Origin of the sequence: Bacillus timonensis, assembly GCF_000285535.1 — a bacterium.
GTDB lineage: Bacteria > Bacillota > Bacilli > Bacillales > Bacillaceae_L > Ferdinandcohnia > Ferdinandcohnia timonensis.
This window is the reverse complement of the sequence record NZ_HE610985.1, coordinates 737,585-757,706: the sequence shown is the minus strand read 5'-3', so window position 1 is coordinate 757,706 and position 20,122 is coordinate 737,585. Positions and strand designations below refer to the sequence as shown.

Here is a 20,122-nt window from a genome sequence, read left to right as displayed (position 1 = left end):
TTAATAGAACTGTAAACAAACAAATATCTTGTCAGCAGTCAAAAATATATGAGCACAACGTATTATGTAATTAGCAACAGACATAAGGAAACATTTTCATCCGACAGGAAAAAGTTGTTGGCTTTAATGAAAGCAGGTTCAGGCAACACTATCCTTACTACCTTATAGAAATGTTTGTTCTTAAGCATTTAATCAAAAGCATGATAAGGAGGCGTTCCAATGAACGATCAGTATGCAGAGATTAAAGCAGAATTAGAGTTAACGAAAAAGGAACTTTTATCTAGGTTGATGCAGTCAACACAATATGAGGTAAGTCAAGAACTACTATTTCAAAATGAACAAACTGAAAAAGAAAAAATTGTGATAAATCATATAAAAGAAGACTTAAGCGATGTCGAAAGAGCATTAACTAAAATGGAGTCAGGAATGTTTGGCATCTGTGAAGAAACTGGAGCTAAAATTCCGATTGAGAAGCTGAGAATCCTACCAACAGCCCGAACTATTTTTGAATTTTCCTTCACTGATTTATATGACAGAAGTAATGTCATACCCCTTCATAGAGAAAACCATCTATACTTAGTACAGCAGAAGTGAGCCAAACTTCTGCTGTAACTCATTCCCTAAATACATTGTACAGCCGTCCAATCATATGCTAAAATGCAGTAGGTATAGTTTGTTAATGATGGGGGCGTTTAAGTGTATTATTATTTAATAGCTTTGTTTGTGATTTTATTAGATCAGGTTACAAAATGGATTATTGTCCGCTATATGGAACTTGGGGATTCGATTGAAATTATTCCTAACTTTTTGTACATAACGTCACACCGAAATCGTGGTGCAGCATGGGGGATTTTACAGGGGCAAATGTGGTTCTTTTATATTGTGACCATTATCGTTGTCGTTATGCTTGTTCTATACATTCAACGTCTTAAACCAAATCAGCGTCTATTTGGCATTTCACTTTCTTTTATGCTAGGTGGTGCGATTGGTAATTTTATTGACCGTATCTTTCGTAACGAAGTTGTCGACTTTATAGATACATACATTTTCACATATAATTTCCCTATTTTTAATATTGCCGATTCAGCACTTGTCATTGGCGTCGGCCTAATTTTGATATTAACACTTTTTGAAGGGAAATTAGAAAAGGAGAAAACAGATGAATCAATTCGAACTAAAGATTGAAGAACATCAGCAAAATGACCGAATTGATAAAATTGTCTCTGCCTTTAATTCAGAATGGTCAAGAACTCAAGTACAGTTCTGGATTAAGGATGGAAATATTACGGTTAACGGGAGTCGAATAAAACCCAATTATAAAGTGAATATTGGAGACAAAATTCAAATTGAAATTCCAGAACCGCAAACTTTAGATGTTGTTCCAGAAGAGATCGATTTGGATATTTATTATGAAGATGCAGATGTTTTAGTTGTTAATAAACCAAAAGGAATGGTTGTGCATCCTGCCCCAGGTCATATTACTGGTACCCTAGTAAATGGTCTGATGGCGCATTGCAAGGACTTATCAGGTATAAATGGGGTCTTACGTCCAGGAATTGTCCACCGAATTGATAAGGATACTTCCGGCCTATTAATGGTTGCAAAAAATGATGTTGCACATGAATCTCTAGTGAATCAGTTGGTGGAAAAGACAGTCACTCGTAAATATAAAGCGATTGTTCATGGTGTTATTCCGCATGATCAAGGAACAATTGATGCACCAATTGGCAGAGATAAAAAGGATCGTCAAAGCATGACAGTTACCGATGAAAACAGTAAAGTAGCTGTTACACATTTTAATGTCTTGGAACGATTCAAGGAATTTACTTTTATTGAATGTCAACTTGAAACAGGCCGTACACACCAAATTCGTGTTCATATGAAATATATTGGGTATCCATTAGCTGGTGATCCAAAGTATGGTCCAAAGAAAACACTAGATTTAGGTGGACAAGCACTCCATGCAGGGCTCTTGGGCTTTGTGCATCCGCGTACGAATGAGTATCTTGAATTTGAAGCACCGCTTCCAGCTTATTTTGAAAAATTACTTGAAAAATTACGACATTAATTTTATAAATTCGATTAGAAAAAAGGATTGACAAATTTCGATATGCAACGTAGAATTAACTTAACTTAATGAGCCCCTTTAAAATCAGTCCCGTGAGGCTGAGAAGGAAACGGAAACCACATGAGGGTACTTATACCCTGGTGTGTTAATTACCTATGTCCTCTCACTTACGGTGAGAGGATTTTTTTGTAAAATAAAGGGGAGCATTGTCAAGTGAGGTGCAATAAATGACTGAATCAGAAAAAGCAGTAGTTCTTGACAATCAAGCAATTAGAAGAGCATTAACGAGAGTTGCTCACGAAATTATTGAAAAGAACAAAGGTATTGAGGACTGCGTGATAGTTGGGATCAAGACAAGGGGTATATACTTGGCAAAACGCATTGCGAGTCGCATTGAACAAATTGAAGGCAAAAAAATAGCCATCGGTGAACTGGATATTACCTTATACCGAGATGACTTAACAACGAAAACAGAGGATCGTGAACCGATCGTGAAAGGTTCTGATATACCTGTTGATATTACAAATAAGAAAATCATCCTTGTTGATGATGTGTTATACACTGGAAGAACAGTTAGAGCTGCACTTGATGCTTTAATTGACATCGGTCGTCCTGCACAGATACAATTAGCCGTCTTAATTGACAGAGGACATCGTGAGTTCCCAATTCGGGCTGATTATGTTGGAAAAAATATTCCGACCGCTAACTCTGAAAAAATCGTAGTGGAACTCGAAGAAATTGACAAACTAGATCAAGTAACTATTCATAAAAAGTAGATAAAGAACCCTTTAATGTAGTCCAGAGAGGCTAACAAAGGGGTAAACATTCCTTCTCAAAACGAAAGGGATTTGTGTACCTCTTTGTGTAAAAAACACAAAGATTTTTTGTTTTAGGGTATCTTAAGAATGAGGAGGAAAAAGTAATGAGTAATAATAGCCAAAAGATTGTTTTGGGTATAAATGAAAAACCATCGGCAGGCCTCTTCGCAATCCTAAGCCTGCAGCACTTATTTGCCATGTTCGGTGCAACAATCCTTGTACCATATTTAGTCGGTATTAGCCCTGGTGTAGCCCTCATTTCCAGTGGGTTAGGTACACTAGCATTTCTACTTATTACAAAGGGTCAGGTCCCTGCTTATTTAGGATCATCCTTTGCTTTTATAATCCCACTCCAAACAGCCATCGCCGCTGACGGCCCTGGTGCTGCAATGATGGCGAGTTTACTAGCAGGTTTCGTATATGGAGTTGTAGCTTTGTTAATTAAAGTAACTGGCCATAGGTGGTTAGTACGCATTTTACCACCAGTCGTAGTGGGACCTGTTATCATTGTAATTGGCTTGAGCCTAGCAGGTACAGCAGTGGGAATGGCTATGAATGACCCAAGTGGAGCATATAGTCTGAAACATTTCTCAGTGGCTTTAGTTACATTGGCGATTGTCATCATCGCAACAATCTTTTTTAAAGGCTTCTTAAACCTAATTCCAGTACTAATCGGGATCATTGGTGGATATGTTTATGCATTAGCGATGGGATTAGTTGATTTTACAGCAGTAACACAAGCAAAATTTTTTGAATGGCCAGATTTTATCATTCCATTTGTTTCATACACGCCACATTTTTCAATGGACATGATTGCCTTAATCGTACCAGTTGCAGTCGTAACTCTTTCTGAGCACATTGGACATCAAATGGTGTTAAGTAAGGTTGTTCAAAAAGACTTAATTAAACAGCCAGGTTTACATCGTTCCATTATGGGAGACGGAGTAGCAACGATGATTGCATCACTTCTTGGTGGCCCACCAAATACAACATACGGCGAAAATATTGGCGTGTTAGCTATTACTCGAATCTTTAGTGTGTATGTAATCGGTGGTGCAGCAGTAGTCGCCATTGTCTTTGGGTTTAGCGGAAAAATTAACGCCTTGATTGGTTCGATTCCAACTCCAGTTATGGGTGGTGTCTCAATCCTTTTGTTCGGCATCATCGCTTCATCTGGTTTGCGAATGCTAGTTGATAGCAAGGTCGACCTAGGCGAAAACAGAAACCTAGTGATTTCCTCAGTCATCCTTGTGATTGGAATCGGTGGAGCATTTATCCGAGTATTAGGTTTTGAAGTACACGGCATGGCATTAGCTGCTATTGTAGGTGTATTACTTAACTTAATTCTTCCAGGTGGAGAAGTTAAAGAAGACGAAGATATATATGAGAATCATCTTGAAGATGATAATAACTCTGTTGCATAATGTATCACCTTTTAAAATAACCCAGAGAGGTTAACAAGGGTGTAAAGTTTTTGCGAAAAAGGGGTAGCTTACTTGTACTCTTTTTTGACCAAAATCTTGTTCTTACACCCTTACCTATTGAGGTAAGGGTGTTTTTTTTCACAATAAGAAAAATTTGATGTCTAGCACCAGGCGACATCGGCTGGAGGTCATAAGCTAATCACTTCGGAAGGTGAAATGCACCTTCTGTCATTGCTCAGCTTATGCTTTTCGCCGAAAGGCGGTCGCCTTGCGCTTTTCGATTAGGAGGAGAGAAAATGAATCATTTACTCACAATGACCGAATTAAGCATAGAAGATATTGACCGTATTCTTTTTGATGCGAGGCTGTTTTCAGAAGGAAGCATGTGGAAGCTAGAAAAACAAACATTTGTTGCGAATCTTTTCTTTGAGCCTAGTACTCGTACACGCTTTAGCTTTGAGGTAGCTGAAAAGAGATTAGGTGCAGATGTGTTGCACTTAGAGGCTATGACTTCTAGTGTTCAAAAAGGAGAAAGCCTTTATGATACAGTAAAGACGCTTCAATCAATCGGGGCAAATGCGGTCGTGATTCGCCATCCAAAGGATGAATATTTCAACGAACTAAAAGATGGCATTACTATTCCCATCATTAATGCAGGTGATGGATGTGGTCATCATCCTACACAATCTCTCCTTGATTTATTAACCATTAAACAAGAGTTTTCTAGATTCAAAGACTTAAATGTACTAATTGTCGGCGACATTCGCCATAGCAGAGTAGCAAGATCCAATGCACAAGTATTAACAAGACTGGGAGCAAATGTTCAATTTTCGGCTCCATTAGAATGGCAGGATAAATTAAATCCATATGGTTCATATGTAAACCTTGATCAGGGTCTGAAAGAAGCTGATGTCGTAATGCTCCTTCGAATTCAGCACGAGCGTCACGAATCCTCGATGGGGTTAACGAAAGAAGAATACCATGAACAATATGGCCTCACCCTAATGCGAGGAAAAAATATGAAAAAAGGAAGCATTATTATGCATCCAGCGCCAATTAATCGTGGTGTTGAAATGGCAAGTGAATTAGTGGAAGCGCAGAATTCTAGAATTTTTAAACAGATGGAAAATGGCGTGTTTGTAAGAATGGCAGTTCTAAAAAGAGTGTTACAGCAGGTTGAAGGGGGAATTTTAATATGAGCACATTGCTTAAAAATGCAAAAATTCTTAATGAACAAGGTGAATTCGTAACTGTAGATATTAAAATAGCGGAAGGGATAATTGAAGCGATTGGTGAAAATCTAGATCAAATAAATTGTGAGGTAATTGATGTAGACGGGATGTTTGTTTCAGCTGGATTCGTTGATGTCCATGTCCACCTTCGTGAGCCAGGTGGAGAACATAAGGAAACAATCGAAACTGGTAGTCTTGCAGCAGCAAAGGGTGGATTTACTACAATTTGTGCAATGCCTAATACAAGACCAGTCCCAGATACAGTGAATCAAATGAACTGGCTGCAACAAAGAATTAAAGATACAGCTCATGTGCATGTCCTTCCTTATGCGTCCATCTCAATTCGTGAGCTTGGTCAAGAGCTTACTGACATGAAAGGTTTAAAGGAAGCAGGAGCATTCGCATTCACAGATGACGGTGTTGGAATCCAATCAGCGGCCATGATGCTTGAAGCAATGAAAAAGGCAGCAGCAATTGATATGCCAATCGTTGCCCATTGTGAAGAAAATACACTTATCAATAAGGGTGCTGTTCATGAAGGTGAGTTTTCAAAGAAGCACGGAATCAATGGAATTCCTTCTGTATGCGAGTCTGTACATATCGCACGGGACGTTTTATTAGCTGAAGCTACAGGTTGTCACTACCATGTATGCCACGTAAGTACAAAGGAATCTGTTCGTGTAATCAGAGATGCAAAGCGTGCTGGCATCCATGTAACAGCAGAGGTTACTCCACATCATTTATTACTATGTGAAGAGGACATTCCAGGACTAGATACAAATTATAAAATGAATCCTCCATTACGTGGTAAGGAAGATTTAAACGCACTTATCGAAGGACTTCTTGATGGAACCATCGATTTCATTGCAACCGATCACGCTCCACATGCAAGTGAAGAAAAAGAACAAGGAATGGCACTAGCACCATTTGGAATTGTTGGGTTAGAGACAGCATTCCCACTCCTTTATACACATTTTGTGGAAACAAATATAATTTCATTAAAACAATTAGTAGATTTCTTAACTAGCAAGCCAGCAAACACTTTTAAGTTATCAACTGGAAGCTTAGAAGTTGGGAAAATTGCTGATTTAACAGTAATTGATTTGAATGCAAAAGAAAAAATCAACATTGAAAACTTTGTTTCAAAAGGTAAAAATACACCGTTTGCTGGCTGGGAATGTAAAGGGTGGCCAGTCATGACAATCGTAAATGGCAGCATTGTATGGCAGAAAGGAAGTGTTTTAGCGTGAAGCGACAGCTAATTTTAGAAGATGGAACGATTATGGTTGGTGAAGGATTTGGAAGTGTACAAGGAACAATTGGTGAGGTTGTTTTTAACACGGGAATGACAGGTTATCAAGAAATTTTATCTGACCCATCCTATTGCGGTCAAATTGTAACTTTAACATATCCCTTAATTGGGAACTATGGCATAAATAGAGATGATTTTGAATCAATCACCCCAGCTATTAGCGGTTTTATTGTGAATGAAGTGTGCAATCATCCATCGAATTTCAGAAGCCAATTTAGTCTTCACGACTATTTCAAATCAAAAGACATTCCAGGTCTTGCAGGAATTGATACAAGAAAGCTTACGAGAATTATCCGCCAACACGGTACATTAAAAGGTGCCATTTGTGGAATGGATGTCAATGTAAATGAAGTTATTCAGAAACTTAAATCTCAAGCATTACCTACTGACCAAGTGAAACAGGTATCAACAAAAGGCTCTTACCCAAGTCCAGGTAGAAGTCATCGGGTAGTATTAGTTGATTTCGGAATGAAACATGGAATTTTACGAGAATTAAACAATCGTGACTGTGATGTAATTGTGGTTCCATACAATGTGACTGCTGAAGAAATTCTACGTTTAAACCCTGATGGAATCATGTTAAGTAATGGACCGGGGGATCCAAAGGATGTACCAGAATCGATTGCGATGATAAATGGGATTTTAGGTAAGGTTCCACTATTTGGAATTTGTTTAGGCCATCAATTATTCGCTTTAGCAGGTGGGGCAGACACAGAAAAAATGAAATTTGGACATCGAGGATCCAACCATCCTGTAAAACATCTAGAATCTGGAAAGGTTGCCATTACTTCTCAAAACCATGGGTATACAGTAAAAGAAGAATCATTAGTATCTACTAGATTAGAAGTCACACATATAGCACTTAATGATGGAACGGTAGAAGGACTTCGCCATCTTGATTACCCAGCTTTTACTGTTCAATATCATCCAGAAGCTTCCCCTGGACCAGAGGATGCAAATAGCTTATTTAACGACTTTTTACAGATGATTGAAAACTTCAAGAAAGAAGGGGAAGAGCTATGCCAAAACGCTTAGATATCAACACCATACTAGTAATCGGATCAGGTCCAATCATAATTGGGCAAGCAGCGGAATTTGATTATGCTGGCACACAAGCCTGCTTAGCCTTACGAGAAGAGGGCTATAAGGTAATATTGGTTAACTCTAATCCGGCAACAATTATGACAGATGTTGAAATTGCAGATAAAGTTTATATTGAGCCCCTAACGTTAGAATTTGTTAGTAAAATTATCCGAAAAGAAAGACCAGATGCCATCCTTCCAACGCTTGGTGGGCAAACTGGTTTGAATATGGCAGTAGAGCTTTCTAAATCTGGTGTATTAGACGAATGTGACGTTAAGATTCTCGGGACTACACTTTCAGCGATTGAAAAAGCGGAAGATCGTGATTTATTCCGTAGTTTAATGAATGAACTTAATGAACCTGTCCCTGAAAGTGATATCATCCACAACTTAGAAGAAGCATATGGATTTGTTGAAAAAGTGGGTTATCCTGTAATTGTAAGACCAGCCTTCACACTAGGAGGTACTGGTGGTGGTATTTGTAACAATGAAGAAGAGTTAATTGAAATTGTAACAAGTGGTTTAAAAAATAGTCCTGTTACACAATGTCTATTAGAAAAAAGTATAGCCGGGTTTAAAGAAATTGAGTATGAAGTAATGCGTGATTCTGCAGACACTGCAATTGTTGTTTGTAACATGGAAAACATTGACCCAGTTGGAATACACACAGGTGATTCAATCGTTGTTGCACCAAGTCAAACATTAAGTGACCGTGAATATCAGTTATTGCGGAATACATCCTTAAAAATCATTCGTGCCCTTGGTATTGAAGGTGGATGTAATGTTCAGTTGGCTCTGGATCCACATAGTTTCAACTACTATATTATCGAGGTTAATCCACGTGTCAGCCGTTCATCGGCATTAGCATCTAAAGCTACCGGATATCCGATTGCGAAGCTTGCAGCAAAAATAGCAGTGGGGTTAACACTTGATGAAATGATTAACCCGGTTACAGGAAAAACGTATGCTTCCTTTGAACCTGCTCTTGATTACATTGTGACAAAAATTCCACGTTGGCCATTTGATAAGTTTGAGTCAGCCAATCGAAGACTTGGAACACAAATGAAAGCAACTGGTGAAGTCATGGCAATCGGTAGAAATTTTGAGGAATCAATCTTGAAAGCTGTTCGTTCTCTTGAAGCAGGTGTATACCATGTAGAGCTTCAAGATGCTAAAGATGTAGATAACAAGACGATTGAAAAACGAATTCGAAAAGCGGGTGACGAGCGTTTATTCTATCTTGCTGAAGCAATTAGAAGGGGTATTACAATCGAACAAATTCATGAATGGAGTGAAATTGATTTATTCTTCCTTCAAAAGTTCGAAAATATTATTACACTCGAAAACAAGTTACGCAATAACATTGGTGATATAGAGACATTACAGCTTGCCAAAAAAAGAGGCTTTGCTGATGACATGATAGCAAAGCTTTGGAATAAAACAGAAATGGAAATTTATGAAACTCGTAAACAAGCAGGAATTGTTCCAGTTTATAAAATGGTGGATACATGTGCGGCTGAATTTGAGTCTGCAACTCCTTATTACTACGGAACATATGCAGAAGAAAATGAATCAATTGTCACTGACCGTAAGAGTGTTATCGTCCTTGGTTCAGGTCCAATCCGTATTGGACAGGGAGTTGAGTTTGATTATGCGACAGTTCATTCAGTGTGGGCAATCAAACAAGCAGGCTACGAAGCTATTATCATTAACAACAACCCTGAAACAGTGTCTACGGATTTCAGTATTTCTGATAAGCTTTATTTTGAACCTCTAACAATTGAAGATGTCATGCATATTATTGACCTTGAACAACCGGAAGGGGTAGTTGTCCAGTTTGGTGGTCAAACAGCTATCAATTTAGCAAGTGCATTAGATGAGCGCGGCGTAAAGATTCTAGGTACATCATTAGAAGATTTAGACCGTGCTGAAAACAGAGATAAATTTGAGCAAACAGTTCTTTCTCTCAGAATTCCACAGCCAAAAGGGAAAACTGCAACATCTGTAAAAGAAGCAGTCGGTATTGCAGAAGCAATTGGGTACCCAGTGCTTGTAAGACCTTCTTATGTATTAGGTGGAAGAGCAATGGAGATTGTTTACCAAACAGAAGAACTTCTTCACTATATGGAAAATGCGGTGAAAATAAATCCTCAGCATCCGGTTCTTATTGATCGATATTTAACTGGTAAAGAGATTGAAGTTGACGCAATTTCTGATGGAGAAACAGTATATATTCCTGGAATTATGGAGCATATTGAACGAGCAGGAGTTCACTCAGGTGACTCAATTGCCGTATACCCACCACAAACTTTATCAAAGCATGTAAAACAACAGATTATTGACCATACAATTGCGCTTGCAAAAGGATTAAACATTATCGGTCTACTAAACATTCAATTTGTTGTCTATAACGAAGAAGTATTTGTTATCGAGGTAAATCCTCGCTCAAGTCGTACAGTACCATTTTTAAGTAAAATTACTGGTGTACCAATGGCGAATATTGCGACAAAAGTAATTCTTGGACACTCTTTACCTTCGTTGGGATATACAACAGGATTACACCCAGTAAGTGAAGGCGTATATGTGAAGGTTCCGGTCTTCTCGTTTGCTAAACTTCGTAATGTTGACATTTCTCTCGGACCTGAAATGAAATCTACCGGGGAAGTAATGGGCAAAGACTATACATTGGAAAAAGCATTGTATAAGGGTCTTGTTGCTTCAGGAATCACAATACCAAAATATGGATCAGTGTTACTCACTGTAGCCGATAAAGACAAGGAAGAAGCACTAGAAATCGCAAAACGATTCCATATGATTGGCTATCAACTACTAGCAACAAGCGGAACGGCTAGCTACTTACAAAAGGCAAACATCCCTGTGACGGTTGTCAATAAAATTGGTTCGGAAACACCAAATCTTATAGATGTTATCCGACAAGGAAAAGCACAATTTGTTATCAACACATTAACAAAAGGAAAGCAACCTGCAAGAGACGGATTCAGAATTCGTCGTGAAACAGTTGAAAATGGAGTTGCATGTTTAACCTCATTAGACACAGCTAAAGCAATCGTAAAAGTTTTGGAATCAATGACGTTCTCAAGCGAATCAATGGGTTCTCACGTGCAAACGCGTGAGGTGGTACACTCATGATTAAAAAGGAACAAATGAAGATTGTAAGCCATATTCGCATTGCTGAGGATATTTTTGAACTTACATTAACTGGAGAATTGGTTAATAAGATGGGTCAGCCAGGACAATTTGTCCATATAAAAGTAAGTGATGGGATTGATCCATTATTACGAAGACCAATCAGTATAGCAAATATCAACCATGAAAACCGAGAATGTACACTGATTTACCGAAAGGAAGGGCTCGGCACTCGAGTCCTTTCTGAAAAAAATACCGATCAATCAGTAGATGTCTTAGGTCCTCTTGGGAACGGGTTTCCTGTAGATGAAGTCCGTAACGGGGAAATAGCATTGCTTGTTGGTGGAGGAATTGGAGTCCCGCCGCTATATGAATTATCAAAGCAACTGGTAGCAAAAGGTGTAAAAGTTATACATGTCCTTGGATTTCAAACAATATCTGCTGTTTTTTATGAAGAAAAATTTAAAGAGTTAGGCAAAACGTATATTGCAACAGTCGATGGTTCAGTTGGAACGCAAGGTTTTGTAACAGATGTAATTAAAAATTACGGAATTACTTTTGATACGCTTTATTCATGTGGACCAACACCGATGCTTAAGGCAATAGAAAATGCTTATCACAACCGAAACGTATATATTTCATTAGAAGAAAGAATGGGCTGTGGGATTGGAGCATGTTTTGCGTGTGTATGTCATCTGCAAAATGATCCCGAAGGGTCTTCCTATAAAAAGGTTTGCAGTGATGGCCCTGTATTTAAGGTTGGAGAGGTGGTATTATGAACAGACTTCAAGTTGAATTACCAGGTTTATCACTTAAAAATCCAATCATGCCAGCATCCGGTTGTTTTGGTTTCGGAAAAGAATACTCGCAATTTTATGATCTAAGCCAGTTAGGTGCAATTATGATTAAGGCTACAACTGCTAAGCCAAGATTCGGTAACCCAACTCCACGTGTTGCCGAAACAAGTGCCGGTATGTTGAATGCAATCGGCCTACAAAATCCTGGATTAAAGAAAGTGATATCTGAAGAACTACCATGGCTTGAAAAATTCGATGTGCCGATTATTGCTAATGTCGCTGGTTCGCAAATTGAAGATTATGTCGAGGTAGCGAAGGAAATTTCCAAAGCACCTAATGTTCATGCACTAGAGTTAAATATTTCTTGCCCTAATGTTAAAACAGGCGGTATTGCATTCGGTACAATCCCTGAAGTTGCAGCAGAGCTTACGAGATATGTAAAAGAGGTTTCAAGCGTGCCTGTATACGTAAAACTATCTCCGAATGTTTCGAATATTGTAGAAATGGCGAAAGCAATTGAAGAAGCGGGTGCAGATGGTTTGACAATGATCAATACATTAATTGGAATGCGGATTGATTTGAAAACTGGAAATCCGATATTAGCGAATAAAACGGGTGGTTTATCAGGTCCAGCAATTAAGCCTGTTGCAATACGAATGATTCATGAAGTAAGTCAGGCAGTGGCAATTCCTATCATTGGAATGGGAGGAATTCAAACAGCAGAAGATGTACTCGAATATTTTTATGCTGGTGCAAGTGCTGTTGCAGTTGGTACAGCGAACTTTGTTGATCCATATGTATGTCCTACAATTATTGATGATCTTCCAAGATTACTAGATAAATATGGATTTGAGCATATTTCCGAATGCCAAGGAAGGAGCTGGATGTAATGCAACGACCACTAATTATTGCTCTAGATTTTCCTAATTTACTAGATACTAAAGGTTTTCTAAAGGAATTCGCGGGGGAAAAGCTTTTCGTAAAGGTTGGAATGGAATTATTTTATCAAGAAGGTCCATCGGTCATACGTTTTTTAAAAGAGCAAGGCCACTCCATTTTCCTAGATTTAAAACTTCATGATATTCCTAACACTGTCTATTCTGCTATGAAACGTCTTGCAGGGCTAGGTGTTGATTTAGTCAATGTTCATGCTGCTGGTGGATATGAAATGATGGTAGCTGCTCGTGAGGGACTGGAGGCAGGTACAGCGATGGGGCAAACAAGGCCAAAGTGTATTGCTGTAACACAGCTTACGAGTACAACAGAGGAAGTTATGAGAAGGGAATTGCTGATTGAGCGAAATTTACTTGATGTTGTAGTCGAATATGCAACATTGACAAAAAATAGCGGCTTAGATGGTGTTGTCTGCTCCTCTCTTGAAGTTCCAGTAATCAACAGTAAGGTAGGCAATAAATTTATGACTGTAACACCAGGTATTCGTCAGCCGGGTGATGATGTCTTCGATCAAGCACGAGTTGTTACACCTGAGAAGGCACGAGAATTAGGATCAACCGCAATCGTAGTTGGTCGATCAATCACACGAGCGAATAACCCATTACACACATATAACCAAATGAAAGCATCATGGGAAGGGGTACGAGTATGAGTAAAGATATAGCTGGACATTTATTGGAAATTGGGGCAGTATTTTTACAGCCCAATAATCCATTTACATGGTCTTCAGGATTAAAATCTCCTATTTATTGTGACAACAGAATGACACTTTCTTTCCCACAGGTTCGTACGGAAATTGCGAAGGGATTATCTGAATTAATTACGACACATTATCCTGAAGCAGAGGTGATAGCAGGAACTGCGACTGCAGGTATTCCTCATGCTGCATGGGTAAGTGATGTTTTACATTTACCAATGTGTTACGTGCGTAGTAAAGCAAAAGCACATGGTAAGGGAAATCAAATTGAAGGTAAAGTGGTAAAGGGACAAAAAGTAGTGGTGATTGAAGATCTTATTTCAACAGGTGGTAGTGCGATTACTGCTGTTGAAGCCCTGCGTGAAGCAGGATGCGATGTATTGGGAATCGTGGCAATCTTCTCTTATCAACTTCCGGCTGCGGCAGCTAGCTTAGAAGCTGCAAATATATCCGCGCACACATTAACGGATTACCCAACATTAATTGAAGTGGCTTTAGAAAAAAGTGTTGTAACGGAAAATGATATTGAGAGCCTTCAAAGCTGGAGGAAAAATCCAGTTGAATGGGATACTGCCAAAGCATAAAAGTTAAAAACCCTAGGATTCCTAGGGTTTTTTTAGTGATTATCTTCTTAGTTTTACTATTAAATCTTCTTCTGGTGTGACATATACAGTCTGTTGGTTGTCATAGATGACAAAGCCAGGCTTTGAACCATTCGGTTTTTTTACATGACGCACCAATGTATAATCAACCGGTACGGAGGATGAGTTTTTTGCCTTACTGAAATAAGCAGCAATAGTCGCAGCCTCTAGTATTGTTTCGCTTGATGGCTGTTTGCTCCTAATAATTACGTGTGAACCGGGTATGTCCTTTGTATGGAGCCAAATATCATCTCTTGCAGCTAGTTTATTTGTTACATAATCATTTTGTTTATTATTTTTACCGACAAGGATTTCTGTTCCATCACTTGCTACATAGCGCTCAATGGAAGGTTTCGTAGGCTTCATTTTCTTATTCCCTTTACGCTGCTTGTTTTTGAGATAGCCTTCCTCCATGAGCTCTTCGCGAATTTCTTGTAAATCCTTTGGCGCAGCAGACTCGATTTGTTGAAGTAGTGAGTCAAAATAGGCAATTTCTTCATTAGCTTTCTCGATTTCATGTTCCACATATGCGACAGCATTCTTTGCCTTCTGGTACTTTGAAAAGTAGCTTTGTGCATTTTCAGATGGCGTTTTTTGTGGATTTAAAGAAATTTTCAGCTTCTCATTTTCATCGGAATAATAATTTAACACTTCAATCTCTTTGTCTCCTCTGGTCATTGCGTACATATTTGCTGTTAAAAGTTCTCCAAATAACTTATATTTTTCTGCTTTTTCCGATTCTACTAAAGTTGCTTCGAGCTTTTTAATTTTTTTCTCATTTTTCGTTTTCTCATTCACGATAAATCGTTCTAAATCATTTCCTTGTTGCTTCACTCGGTCTCTTTCCGCTTTACCAAAGTAGAAACGATCAAGCATTTCACTAATAGAGGTGAATTCTCTACTTTCACCACCGATATGTTGTAAAGGGAGGATATAGAAATAATCCTTTTGACCTTTCGATATAATTTGCGGGGTAATTTTATTTTCCATTACCGTATTAATCATTGTTAAAAATGGACCTGGTAGCGATTTTCGATTAGCTATTCCAGACCGATATACAACTTCCTTTGCAAATAAAGGGGAGATACCTGAAAATTTATTTACGATTTGCTGATCTAATCGACCGGCATTAAAGTCGATTTTTTTCAGGAATGTTTCTTCATCAACAGTAAAAGGATCTATCTTATCCTGAGCAGGTGGTGAAACATACATATATCCCGGTAAAACAGTGCGATGACGGTTAACTGCTGGTGAAATATGCTTAATGCTGTCTAGTATCGTTTGTTTTTCCGTATCAACTAAAATGATGTTACTATGTCTACCCATAATTTCAATGATTAGTTGCTTATAAGAGACATCTCCAAGCTCATTCCGACCTTTTATATCAAAAATAATGATTCTGTCCTTATCAACCTGACGAATTGCCTCAATAATACTTCCCTCAAGATGTTTGCGAAGTAGCATACAGAACATCGGTGGTTCATGCGGATTATCATATAATTCATTTGTCAGATGGATGCGAGCGTAACTAGGATGTGCAGAAAGCAAAAGTTTGTGATTCTTACCATTTGAACGAATCTGAAAAATTAATTCATTTTTATATGGTTGATAGATCTTTGATATTCTGCCACTTTCGAGTGTTTGTTTTAATTCATTCGCAATTGCATGCGTGAATATTCCATCGAATGTCATACGTGTTTCCTCTTTTCCATATCTATAGAAGAGAATTGTCTTCTAAATCAATTCAATCTTATTGTACCAATAAATAGGTAGCTTAGAAAAAGTATAGCATTTTTTGGGACGAGACTGAATAAGCTTTCATAGAGATAACAGATTTATTGTGAGGGGTGTGTAAAAGACGGATGAAGTGGTATGAGCTTAGATCAGAAGAGGTCGAAAAAAAAGTTAATACAAGCCTTTCTAGTGGTCTTTCCGACCAAGAAGTAAAACAGCGACAAAAGCAATTTGGATATAATGAATTGAAGGAAGCCGAACGCCCTTCAGCACTTTTGTTGTTTTTAGCCCAATTTAAGGACTTCATGGTCCTTGTATTACTTGCCGCAACTCTAATTTCCGGGTTGTTAGGGGAATACATTGATGCCATTGCAATTATGGCAATTGTTTTAATCAACGGGTTTTTAGGTTTTTTTCAAGAGCGAAAAGCAGAAAAATCACTTCAAGCTTTAAAAGAGCTTTCTGCACCACAGGTGAATGTTTATCGAAATAATGAATGGGTTCGCATTCTCTCAAAAGAACTTGTTGTAGGCGATATTATTAAATTCACAAGTGGCGATCGAATTGGGGCGGACGTACGTTTAATAGACGTAAAAAGCTTAGAGATTGAAGAATCTGCACTAACAGGTGAATCCGTACCTGTTACTAAGCATATTGACCCAATTCGTGATGATGATGTTTCACTTGGTGACCAAGAAAATATGGGCTTTATGGGTACAATGGTGACGAGAGGTAGTGGAGTTGGAATCGTAGTAGGAACTGGAATGAATACAGCAATGGGCCAAATTGCGGAACTCCTTCAATCAGCTGAAACAATGATTACACCTTTGCAAAGAAGATTAGAGCAATTGGGTAAAGTTCTAATAACAGTTGCCCTATTTTTAACACTCTTAGTTGTTGTTGTAGGTGTTATAAATGGACATGAAGTATATGAAATGTTCCTAGCGGGTGTTTCATTGGCAGTTGCTGCAATACCAGAAGGTCTGCCAGCAATTGTTACAGTCGCACTTTCCCTAGGTGTTCAAAGGATGATCAAGAAGAATGCGATTGTTCGACGTTTACCTGCTGTTGAAACGCTAGGCTGTGCATCGGTTATTTGCTCAGATAAAACAGGAACAATGACTCAAAATAAAATGACAGTTACACATCTATGGTCTGGCGGTAAAACATGGTCTGTTTCAGGTACGGGCTATGATGTAGAGGGTAAATTTTTCTCAGGTGAAAAAGAAATTAAACCATCTGATCATAAAACATTGCAGCAGTTATTAACATTTGGGGTTTTATGCAATAATGCATCATTAAAGCAAAAGGATAAGACAATGGTTCTTGACGGAGATCCAACAGAAGGCGCTCTTCTTGTAGCAGGTATTAAAGCAGGACTTACAAATGAATTATTGGCAGAGCAATTTGAAATTGTAGAAGAGTTTCCATTTGATTCTGCAAGAAAAATGATGAGTGTCATTGTAAAAGATCAATCTGGAAATCAGTTTGTTGTTACAAAAGGTGCACCAGATGTGTTACTAGGAGTAAGTAAATCTGTTCTTTGGGATAATAGACAACAGCCATTATCAGTAGAGTACGAGAATAATATAAAGGATGCAATTGAAGGCTTAGCTTCGGATGCACTTCGCACGATTGCGGTTGGTTTTAAACCTTTAAGACCTAATCAAAAGATAGTTTCAGAACGTGAAGCAGAAAGTGAATTAACATTTATTGGGATACAAGGAATGATTGACCCGCCAAGACCTGAAGTCAAAGACGCTGTTAAAGAATGTAAAGATGCGGGTATTAAGACAATCATGATTACTGGAGACCATCTCATTACAGCAAAAGCAATCGCTACACAACTTGGTATTTTACCACGAGGTGGTAAAGTGTTAGACGGTTATGCTCTTTCAAAAATGGATGTAGAAGAGCTAGAAGAAATCGTCGATGATGTTTATGTATATGCAAGGGTATCACCTGAACACAAGCTGAAAATCGTTAAGGCACTTCAAAGTAGGGGGCATATCGTTGCGATGACTGGTGATGGTGTAAACGATGCTCCAGCAATTAAAGCATCAGATATCGGGATTGCGATGGGAATTACTGGAACTGATGTAGCGAAAGAAGCATCATCATTAATATTGCTTGATGACAACTTTGCAACAATAAAAGCCGCCATCAAAGAAGGTCGAAACATCTATGAAAATATTAGAAAGTTTATCCGTTATTTATTGGCATCCAATGTCGGTGAAATTCTAGTAATGCTTTTTGCGATGTTAATGGGACTTCCACTTCCACTCGTGCCGATTCAAATCCTTTGGGTCAACTTGGTAACAGATGGTTTACCAGCAATGGCATTAGGACTCGACCAACCAGAGGGCAATTTAATGAAGCATGGCCCTCGTCATCCGAAAGAAGGCGTATTTGCAAGAGGCTTGGGTTGGAAAATTATTAGCCGTGGATTCTTGATTGGTATTGCGACCTTAGCTGCCTTTATGGTTGTGTATCATCGAGATCCCAACAATTTAGGTTATGCTCAAACAATCGCGTTTGCAACACTTGTCATGGCTCAGTTGATCCATGTGTTTGATTGCCGAAGTGAACGTTCTATTTTTCATCGAAACCCATTTCAAAATATGTATTTAGTTTGGGCGGTTATCTCATCTATTCTTTTAATGTTAATCGTTATTTACTATCCGCCACTTCAACCAGTTTTCAAAACATATGCAATTGCACCAAGAGATTGGCTTTTAGTAATTGGAATGTCCGCAATTCCAACATTCCTCTTAGCGGGGGCTTTATTTACAAACAAACGATCCACAGCTCGTGCATAAGACTTGGAATTTAGATATAAAACTATGTTATAATTGATGAGGTAATGGAGTAAATACTCTATTACCTTTTTTACTTTGGAATGAAATCATTAGGAAACTATTCGATTTGAGAAAACAATGGTAAAATAAATATTGCATTTACCCATTTAAATCATAATATAGATATACCTGTTATGTTAGATTGGAAGTGATATGATGATAGCAAGTATGACAGGTTTTGGACGTGCCGAAAAGGAATCAAACGCAACTTACGTTCATGCAGAACTTAAATCTGTAAACCATCGATTTTGTGAAATCAATATAAGATTACCTAGACAATTACTGTTTCTTGAGGATAAAATAAAAAAAGCAATAGTAGAGTACGTAAAAAGAGGTCGTGTTGAAGTATTTCTTACAATTGAAGGCGAAGGACTTGTTTCGAAAACTCTCTCCATTGACTGGGAATTATTAGATAGTCTTGTTGCGTCTACAAAACAAATCCAAGAAAAGTATCAGCTTACCGATCAAATCACAACTCAGCAGCTCCTTTCAAATGAAAATATTCTCTCCATTGAAGAAAAGGAATTGGAAAATAAAGAGATTGAATCAGCCGTACTAGAAGTAATTCATAGCGCGGCACGCCAATTGAAACAAATGAGGGAAGTTGAAGGGAAGAAATTAATTGATGACATTTTCCTTTTTCTTGACGAAGTTGAAGAAAACGTACATATAATCAAAAAATATGCACCGAAAGTAGTTACACTTTATCGTGACCGTATCGAAAAAAGAATCAAGGAATATGTGGGTAATGAATTTGATGAAAATCGAATTCTCACAGAGGTTGCTTTATTTGCGGAAAAAGCTGATATCAGTGAAGAACTAACTAGACTCGCAAGCCATATCGGGCAATTTAGGGAAACTGTTCAAGCAAATGAACCAATTGGTAGAAAACTTGATTTTATCGTTCAGGAAATGAATAGGGAAACCAATACAATCGGCTCAAAAGCAAACGACCCTGCTATAGCAAAGCATGTGGTTGAAATGAAAAGCTTACTAGAGAAAATAAAAGAGCAAGTTCAAAATATTGAATAAGCTTGATTATAAAGCCATTTTCGCGGCAAAAATAGAGGGGTATATATTGGGGGAGATTAAGTGCAAATTAAATTAATAAATATCGGATTCGGGAATATTGTCTCGGCCAACAGAATTATTTCAATTGTTAGTCCCGAATCTGCTCCGATTAAACGAATTATTCAAGATGCTCGTGACCGTGGGATGCTTATTGATGCTACATATGGCAGAAGGACACGTGCAGTTATGATAATGGATAGTGACCATATTATTTTATCGGCAGTCCAGCCAGAGACGGTTGCACAAAGACTATCAAAAGAAGATGAGCTAACAGACGAAGGGTAGGG

At 38.2% G+C, this 20,122-nt stretch carries 17 protein-coding genes; 16 read left to right on the top strand and 1 reads right to left on the bottom strand.

Going from position 1 to position 20,122, the window contains the following annotated elements; translation table 11 throughout:
* Positions 1 to 219: 219 nt before the first annotated feature.
* From BTHG_RS04050 to pyrE, 13 genes are all read left to right on the top strand, one after another.
* Positions 220 to 594, top strand: coding sequence for a TraR/DksA C4-type zinc finger protein (locus BTHG_RS04050; RefSeq protein ID WP_010282611.1), 375 nt, complete (start codon positions 220 to 222; stop codon positions 592 to 594).
* A gap of 102 nt (positions 595 to 696) precedes the next feature.
* A complete protein-coding gene (gene lspA / locus BTHG_RS04045) occupies positions 697 to 1,185 on the top strand; it encodes a signal peptidase II (RefSeq protein WP_010282610.1) in 489 nt (162 codons plus the stop codon).
* Positions 1,160 to 2,068, top strand: a complete 909-nt coding sequence (locus BTHG_RS04040) for an RluA family pseudouridine synthase (protein WP_010282608.1) — start codon at positions 1,160 to 1,162, stop codon at positions 2,066 to 2,068. The genes lspA and BTHG_RS04040 overlap by 26 nt, the downstream gene beginning before the upstream one ends.
* Positions 2,069 to 2,295: 227 nt before the next feature.
* Positions 2,296 to 2,844, top strand: a complete 549-nt coding sequence (pyrR, locus tag BTHG_RS04035) for a bifunctional pyr operon transcriptional regulator/uracil phosphoribosyltransferase PyrR (protein ID WP_010282606.1) — start codon at positions 2,296 to 2,298, stop codon at positions 2,842 to 2,844.
* A gap of 146 nt (positions 2,845 to 2,990) precedes the next feature.
* The gene (locus BTHG_RS04030) at positions 2,991 to 4,310 is read left to right on the top strand and encodes a solute carrier family 23 protein (RefSeq protein WP_010282604.1); all 1,320 of its coding nucleotides are present in this window, start codon (positions 2,991 to 2,993) and stop codon (positions 4,308 to 4,310) included.
* Between the two features lie 296 nt (positions 4,311 to 4,606).
* Positions 4,607 to 5,509 (top strand): aspartate carbamoyltransferase catalytic subunit, encoded by a 903-nt coding sequence (locus tag BTHG_RS04025; protein WP_010282602.1) that lies wholly within the window; start codon positions 4,607 to 4,609, stop codon positions 5,507 to 5,509.
* Complete coding sequence (locus BTHG_RS04020) at positions 5,506 to 6,792, top strand: dihydroorotase (RefSeq protein WP_010282599.1); 1,287 nt, start codon at positions 5,506 to 5,508, stop codon at positions 6,790 to 6,792. The genes BTHG_RS04025 and BTHG_RS04020 overlap by 4 nt, the downstream gene beginning before the upstream one ends.
* Positions 6,789 to 7,889: a carbamoyl phosphate synthase small subunit gene (locus tag BTHG_RS04015; protein WP_010282597.1), complete on the top strand. Its 1,101-nt coding sequence runs from the start codon at positions 6,789 to 6,791 to the stop codon at positions 7,887 to 7,889. The genes BTHG_RS04020 and BTHG_RS04015 overlap by 4 nt, the downstream gene beginning before the upstream one ends.
* On the top strand, positions 7,874 to 11,086 hold the full coding sequence (carB, locus tag BTHG_RS04010) for a carbamoyl-phosphate synthase large subunit (RefSeq protein ID WP_010282595.1): 3,213 nt from the start codon (positions 7,874 to 7,876) through the stop codon (positions 11,084 to 11,086). Before BTHG_RS04015 ends, carB begins: the two co-directional genes overlap by 16 nt.
* Positions 11,083 to 11,862 (top strand): dihydroorotate dehydrogenase electron transfer subunit, encoded by a 780-nt coding sequence (locus BTHG_RS04005; protein ID WP_010282590.1) that lies wholly within the window; start codon positions 11,083 to 11,085, stop codon positions 11,860 to 11,862. Before carB ends, BTHG_RS04005 begins: the two co-directional genes overlap by 4 nt.
* Entirely contained in the window at positions 11,859 to 12,770 is a 912-nt protein-coding gene (locus tag BTHG_RS04000; RefSeq protein ID WP_010282588.1) for a dihydroorotate dehydrogenase, read from the top strand. The genes BTHG_RS04005 and BTHG_RS04000 overlap by 4 nt, the downstream gene beginning before the upstream one ends.
* Positions 12,770 to 13,486 (top strand): orotidine-5'-phosphate decarboxylase, encoded by a 717-nt coding sequence (gene pyrF, locus BTHG_RS03995; protein WP_010282586.1) that lies wholly within the window; start codon positions 12,770 to 12,772, stop codon positions 13,484 to 13,486. Before BTHG_RS04000 ends, pyrF begins: the two co-directional genes overlap by 1 nt.
* The gene (gene pyrE, locus BTHG_RS03990) at positions 13,483 to 14,115 is read left to right on the top strand and encodes an orotate phosphoribosyltransferase (protein WP_010282585.1); all 633 of its coding nucleotides are present in this window, start codon (positions 13,483 to 13,485) and stop codon (positions 14,113 to 14,115) included. The genes pyrF and pyrE overlap by 4 nt, the downstream gene beginning before the upstream one ends.
* Before the next feature lie 39 nt (positions 14,116 to 14,154).
* Here pyrE and BTHG_RS03985 read toward each other — a convergent pair whose 3' ends face one another.
* The gene (locus tag BTHG_RS03985) at positions 14,155 to 15,864 is read right to left on the bottom strand and encodes an Rqc2 family fibronectin-binding protein (RefSeq protein ID WP_010282583.1); all 1,710 of its coding nucleotides are present in this window, start codon (positions 15,862 to 15,864) and stop codon (positions 14,155 to 14,157) included.
* Positions 15,865 to 16,034: 170 nt separating this feature from the next.
* Between BTHG_RS03985 and BTHG_RS03980 the strand changes: the two genes are divergently transcribed.
* The 3 genes from BTHG_RS03980 to remA all read left to right on the top strand — a co-directional run bounded on the left by BTHG_RS03980 (position 16,035) and on the right by remA (position 20,120).
* Positions 16,035 to 18,725 (top strand): calcium-translocating P-type ATPase, SERCA-type, encoded by a 2,691-nt coding sequence (locus BTHG_RS03980; RefSeq protein WP_010282582.1) that lies wholly within the window; start codon positions 16,035 to 16,037, stop codon positions 18,723 to 18,725.
* Between the two features lie 195 nt (positions 18,726 to 18,920).
* Entirely contained in the window at positions 18,921 to 19,796 is an 876-nt protein-coding gene (locus BTHG_RS03975) for a YicC/YloC family endoribonuclease (RefSeq protein WP_010282580.1), read from the top strand.
* A gap of 60 nt (positions 19,797 to 19,856) precedes the next feature.
* Positions 19,857 to 20,120 (top strand): extracellular matrix/biofilm regulator RemA, encoded by a 264-nt coding sequence (gene remA, locus BTHG_RS03970; RefSeq protein ID WP_010282579.1) that lies wholly within the window; start codon positions 19,857 to 19,859, stop codon positions 20,118 to 20,120.
* Positions 20,121 to 20,122 lie beyond the last annotated feature (2 nt).

Coding starts and splice junctions, on each gene's coding strand:
- BTHG_RS04050 (WP_010282611.1), top strand. CDS start 220: ATGAACGATCAGTATGCAGAGATTAAAGCAGAATTAGAGTTAACGAAA.
- BTHG_RS04005 (WP_010282590.1), top strand. CDS start 11,083: ATGATTAAAAAGGAACAAATGAAGATTGTAAGCCATATTCGCATTGCT.
- carB (WP_010282595.1), top strand. CDS start 7,874: ATGCCAAAACGCTTAGATATCAACACCATACTAGTAATCGGATCAGGT.
- BTHG_RS04040 (WP_010282608.1), top strand. CDS start 1,160: ATGAATCAATTCGAACTAAAGATTGAAGAACATCAGCAAAATGACCGA.
- pyrF (WP_010282586.1), top strand. CDS start 12,770: ATGCAACGACCACTAATTATTGCTCTAGATTTTCCTAATTTACTAGAT.
- BTHG_RS04020 (WP_010282599.1), top strand. CDS start 5,506: ATGAGCACATTGCTTAAAAATGCAAAAATTCTTAATGAACAAGGTGAA.
- BTHG_RS04000 (WP_010282588.1), top strand. CDS start 11,859: ATGAACAGACTTCAAGTTGAATTACCAGGTTTATCACTTAAAAATCCA.
- BTHG_RS04025 (WP_010282602.1), top strand. CDS start 4,607: ATGAATCATTTACTCACAATGACCGAATTAAGCATAGAAGATATTGAC.
- BTHG_RS04030 (WP_010282604.1), top strand. CDS start 2,991: ATGAGTAATAATAGCCAAAAGATTGTTTTGGGTATAAATGAAAAACCA.
- BTHG_RS03975 (WP_010282580.1), top strand. CDS start 18,921: ATGATAGCAAGTATGACAGGTTTTGGACGTGCCGAAAAGGAATCAAAC.
- BTHG_RS03980 (WP_010282582.1), top strand. CDS start 16,035: ATGAAGTGGTATGAGCTTAGATCAGAAGAGGTCGAAAAAAAAGTTAAT.
- BTHG_RS03985 (WP_010282583.1), bottom strand. CDS start 15,864: ATGACATTCGATGGAATATTCACGCATGCAATTGCGAATGAATTAAAA.
- pyrE (WP_010282585.1), top strand. CDS start 13,483: ATGAGTAAAGATATAGCTGGACATTTATTGGAAATTGGGGCAGTATTT.
- pyrR (WP_010282606.1), top strand. CDS start 2,296: ATGACTGAATCAGAAAAAGCAGTAGTTCTTGACAATCAAGCAATTAGA.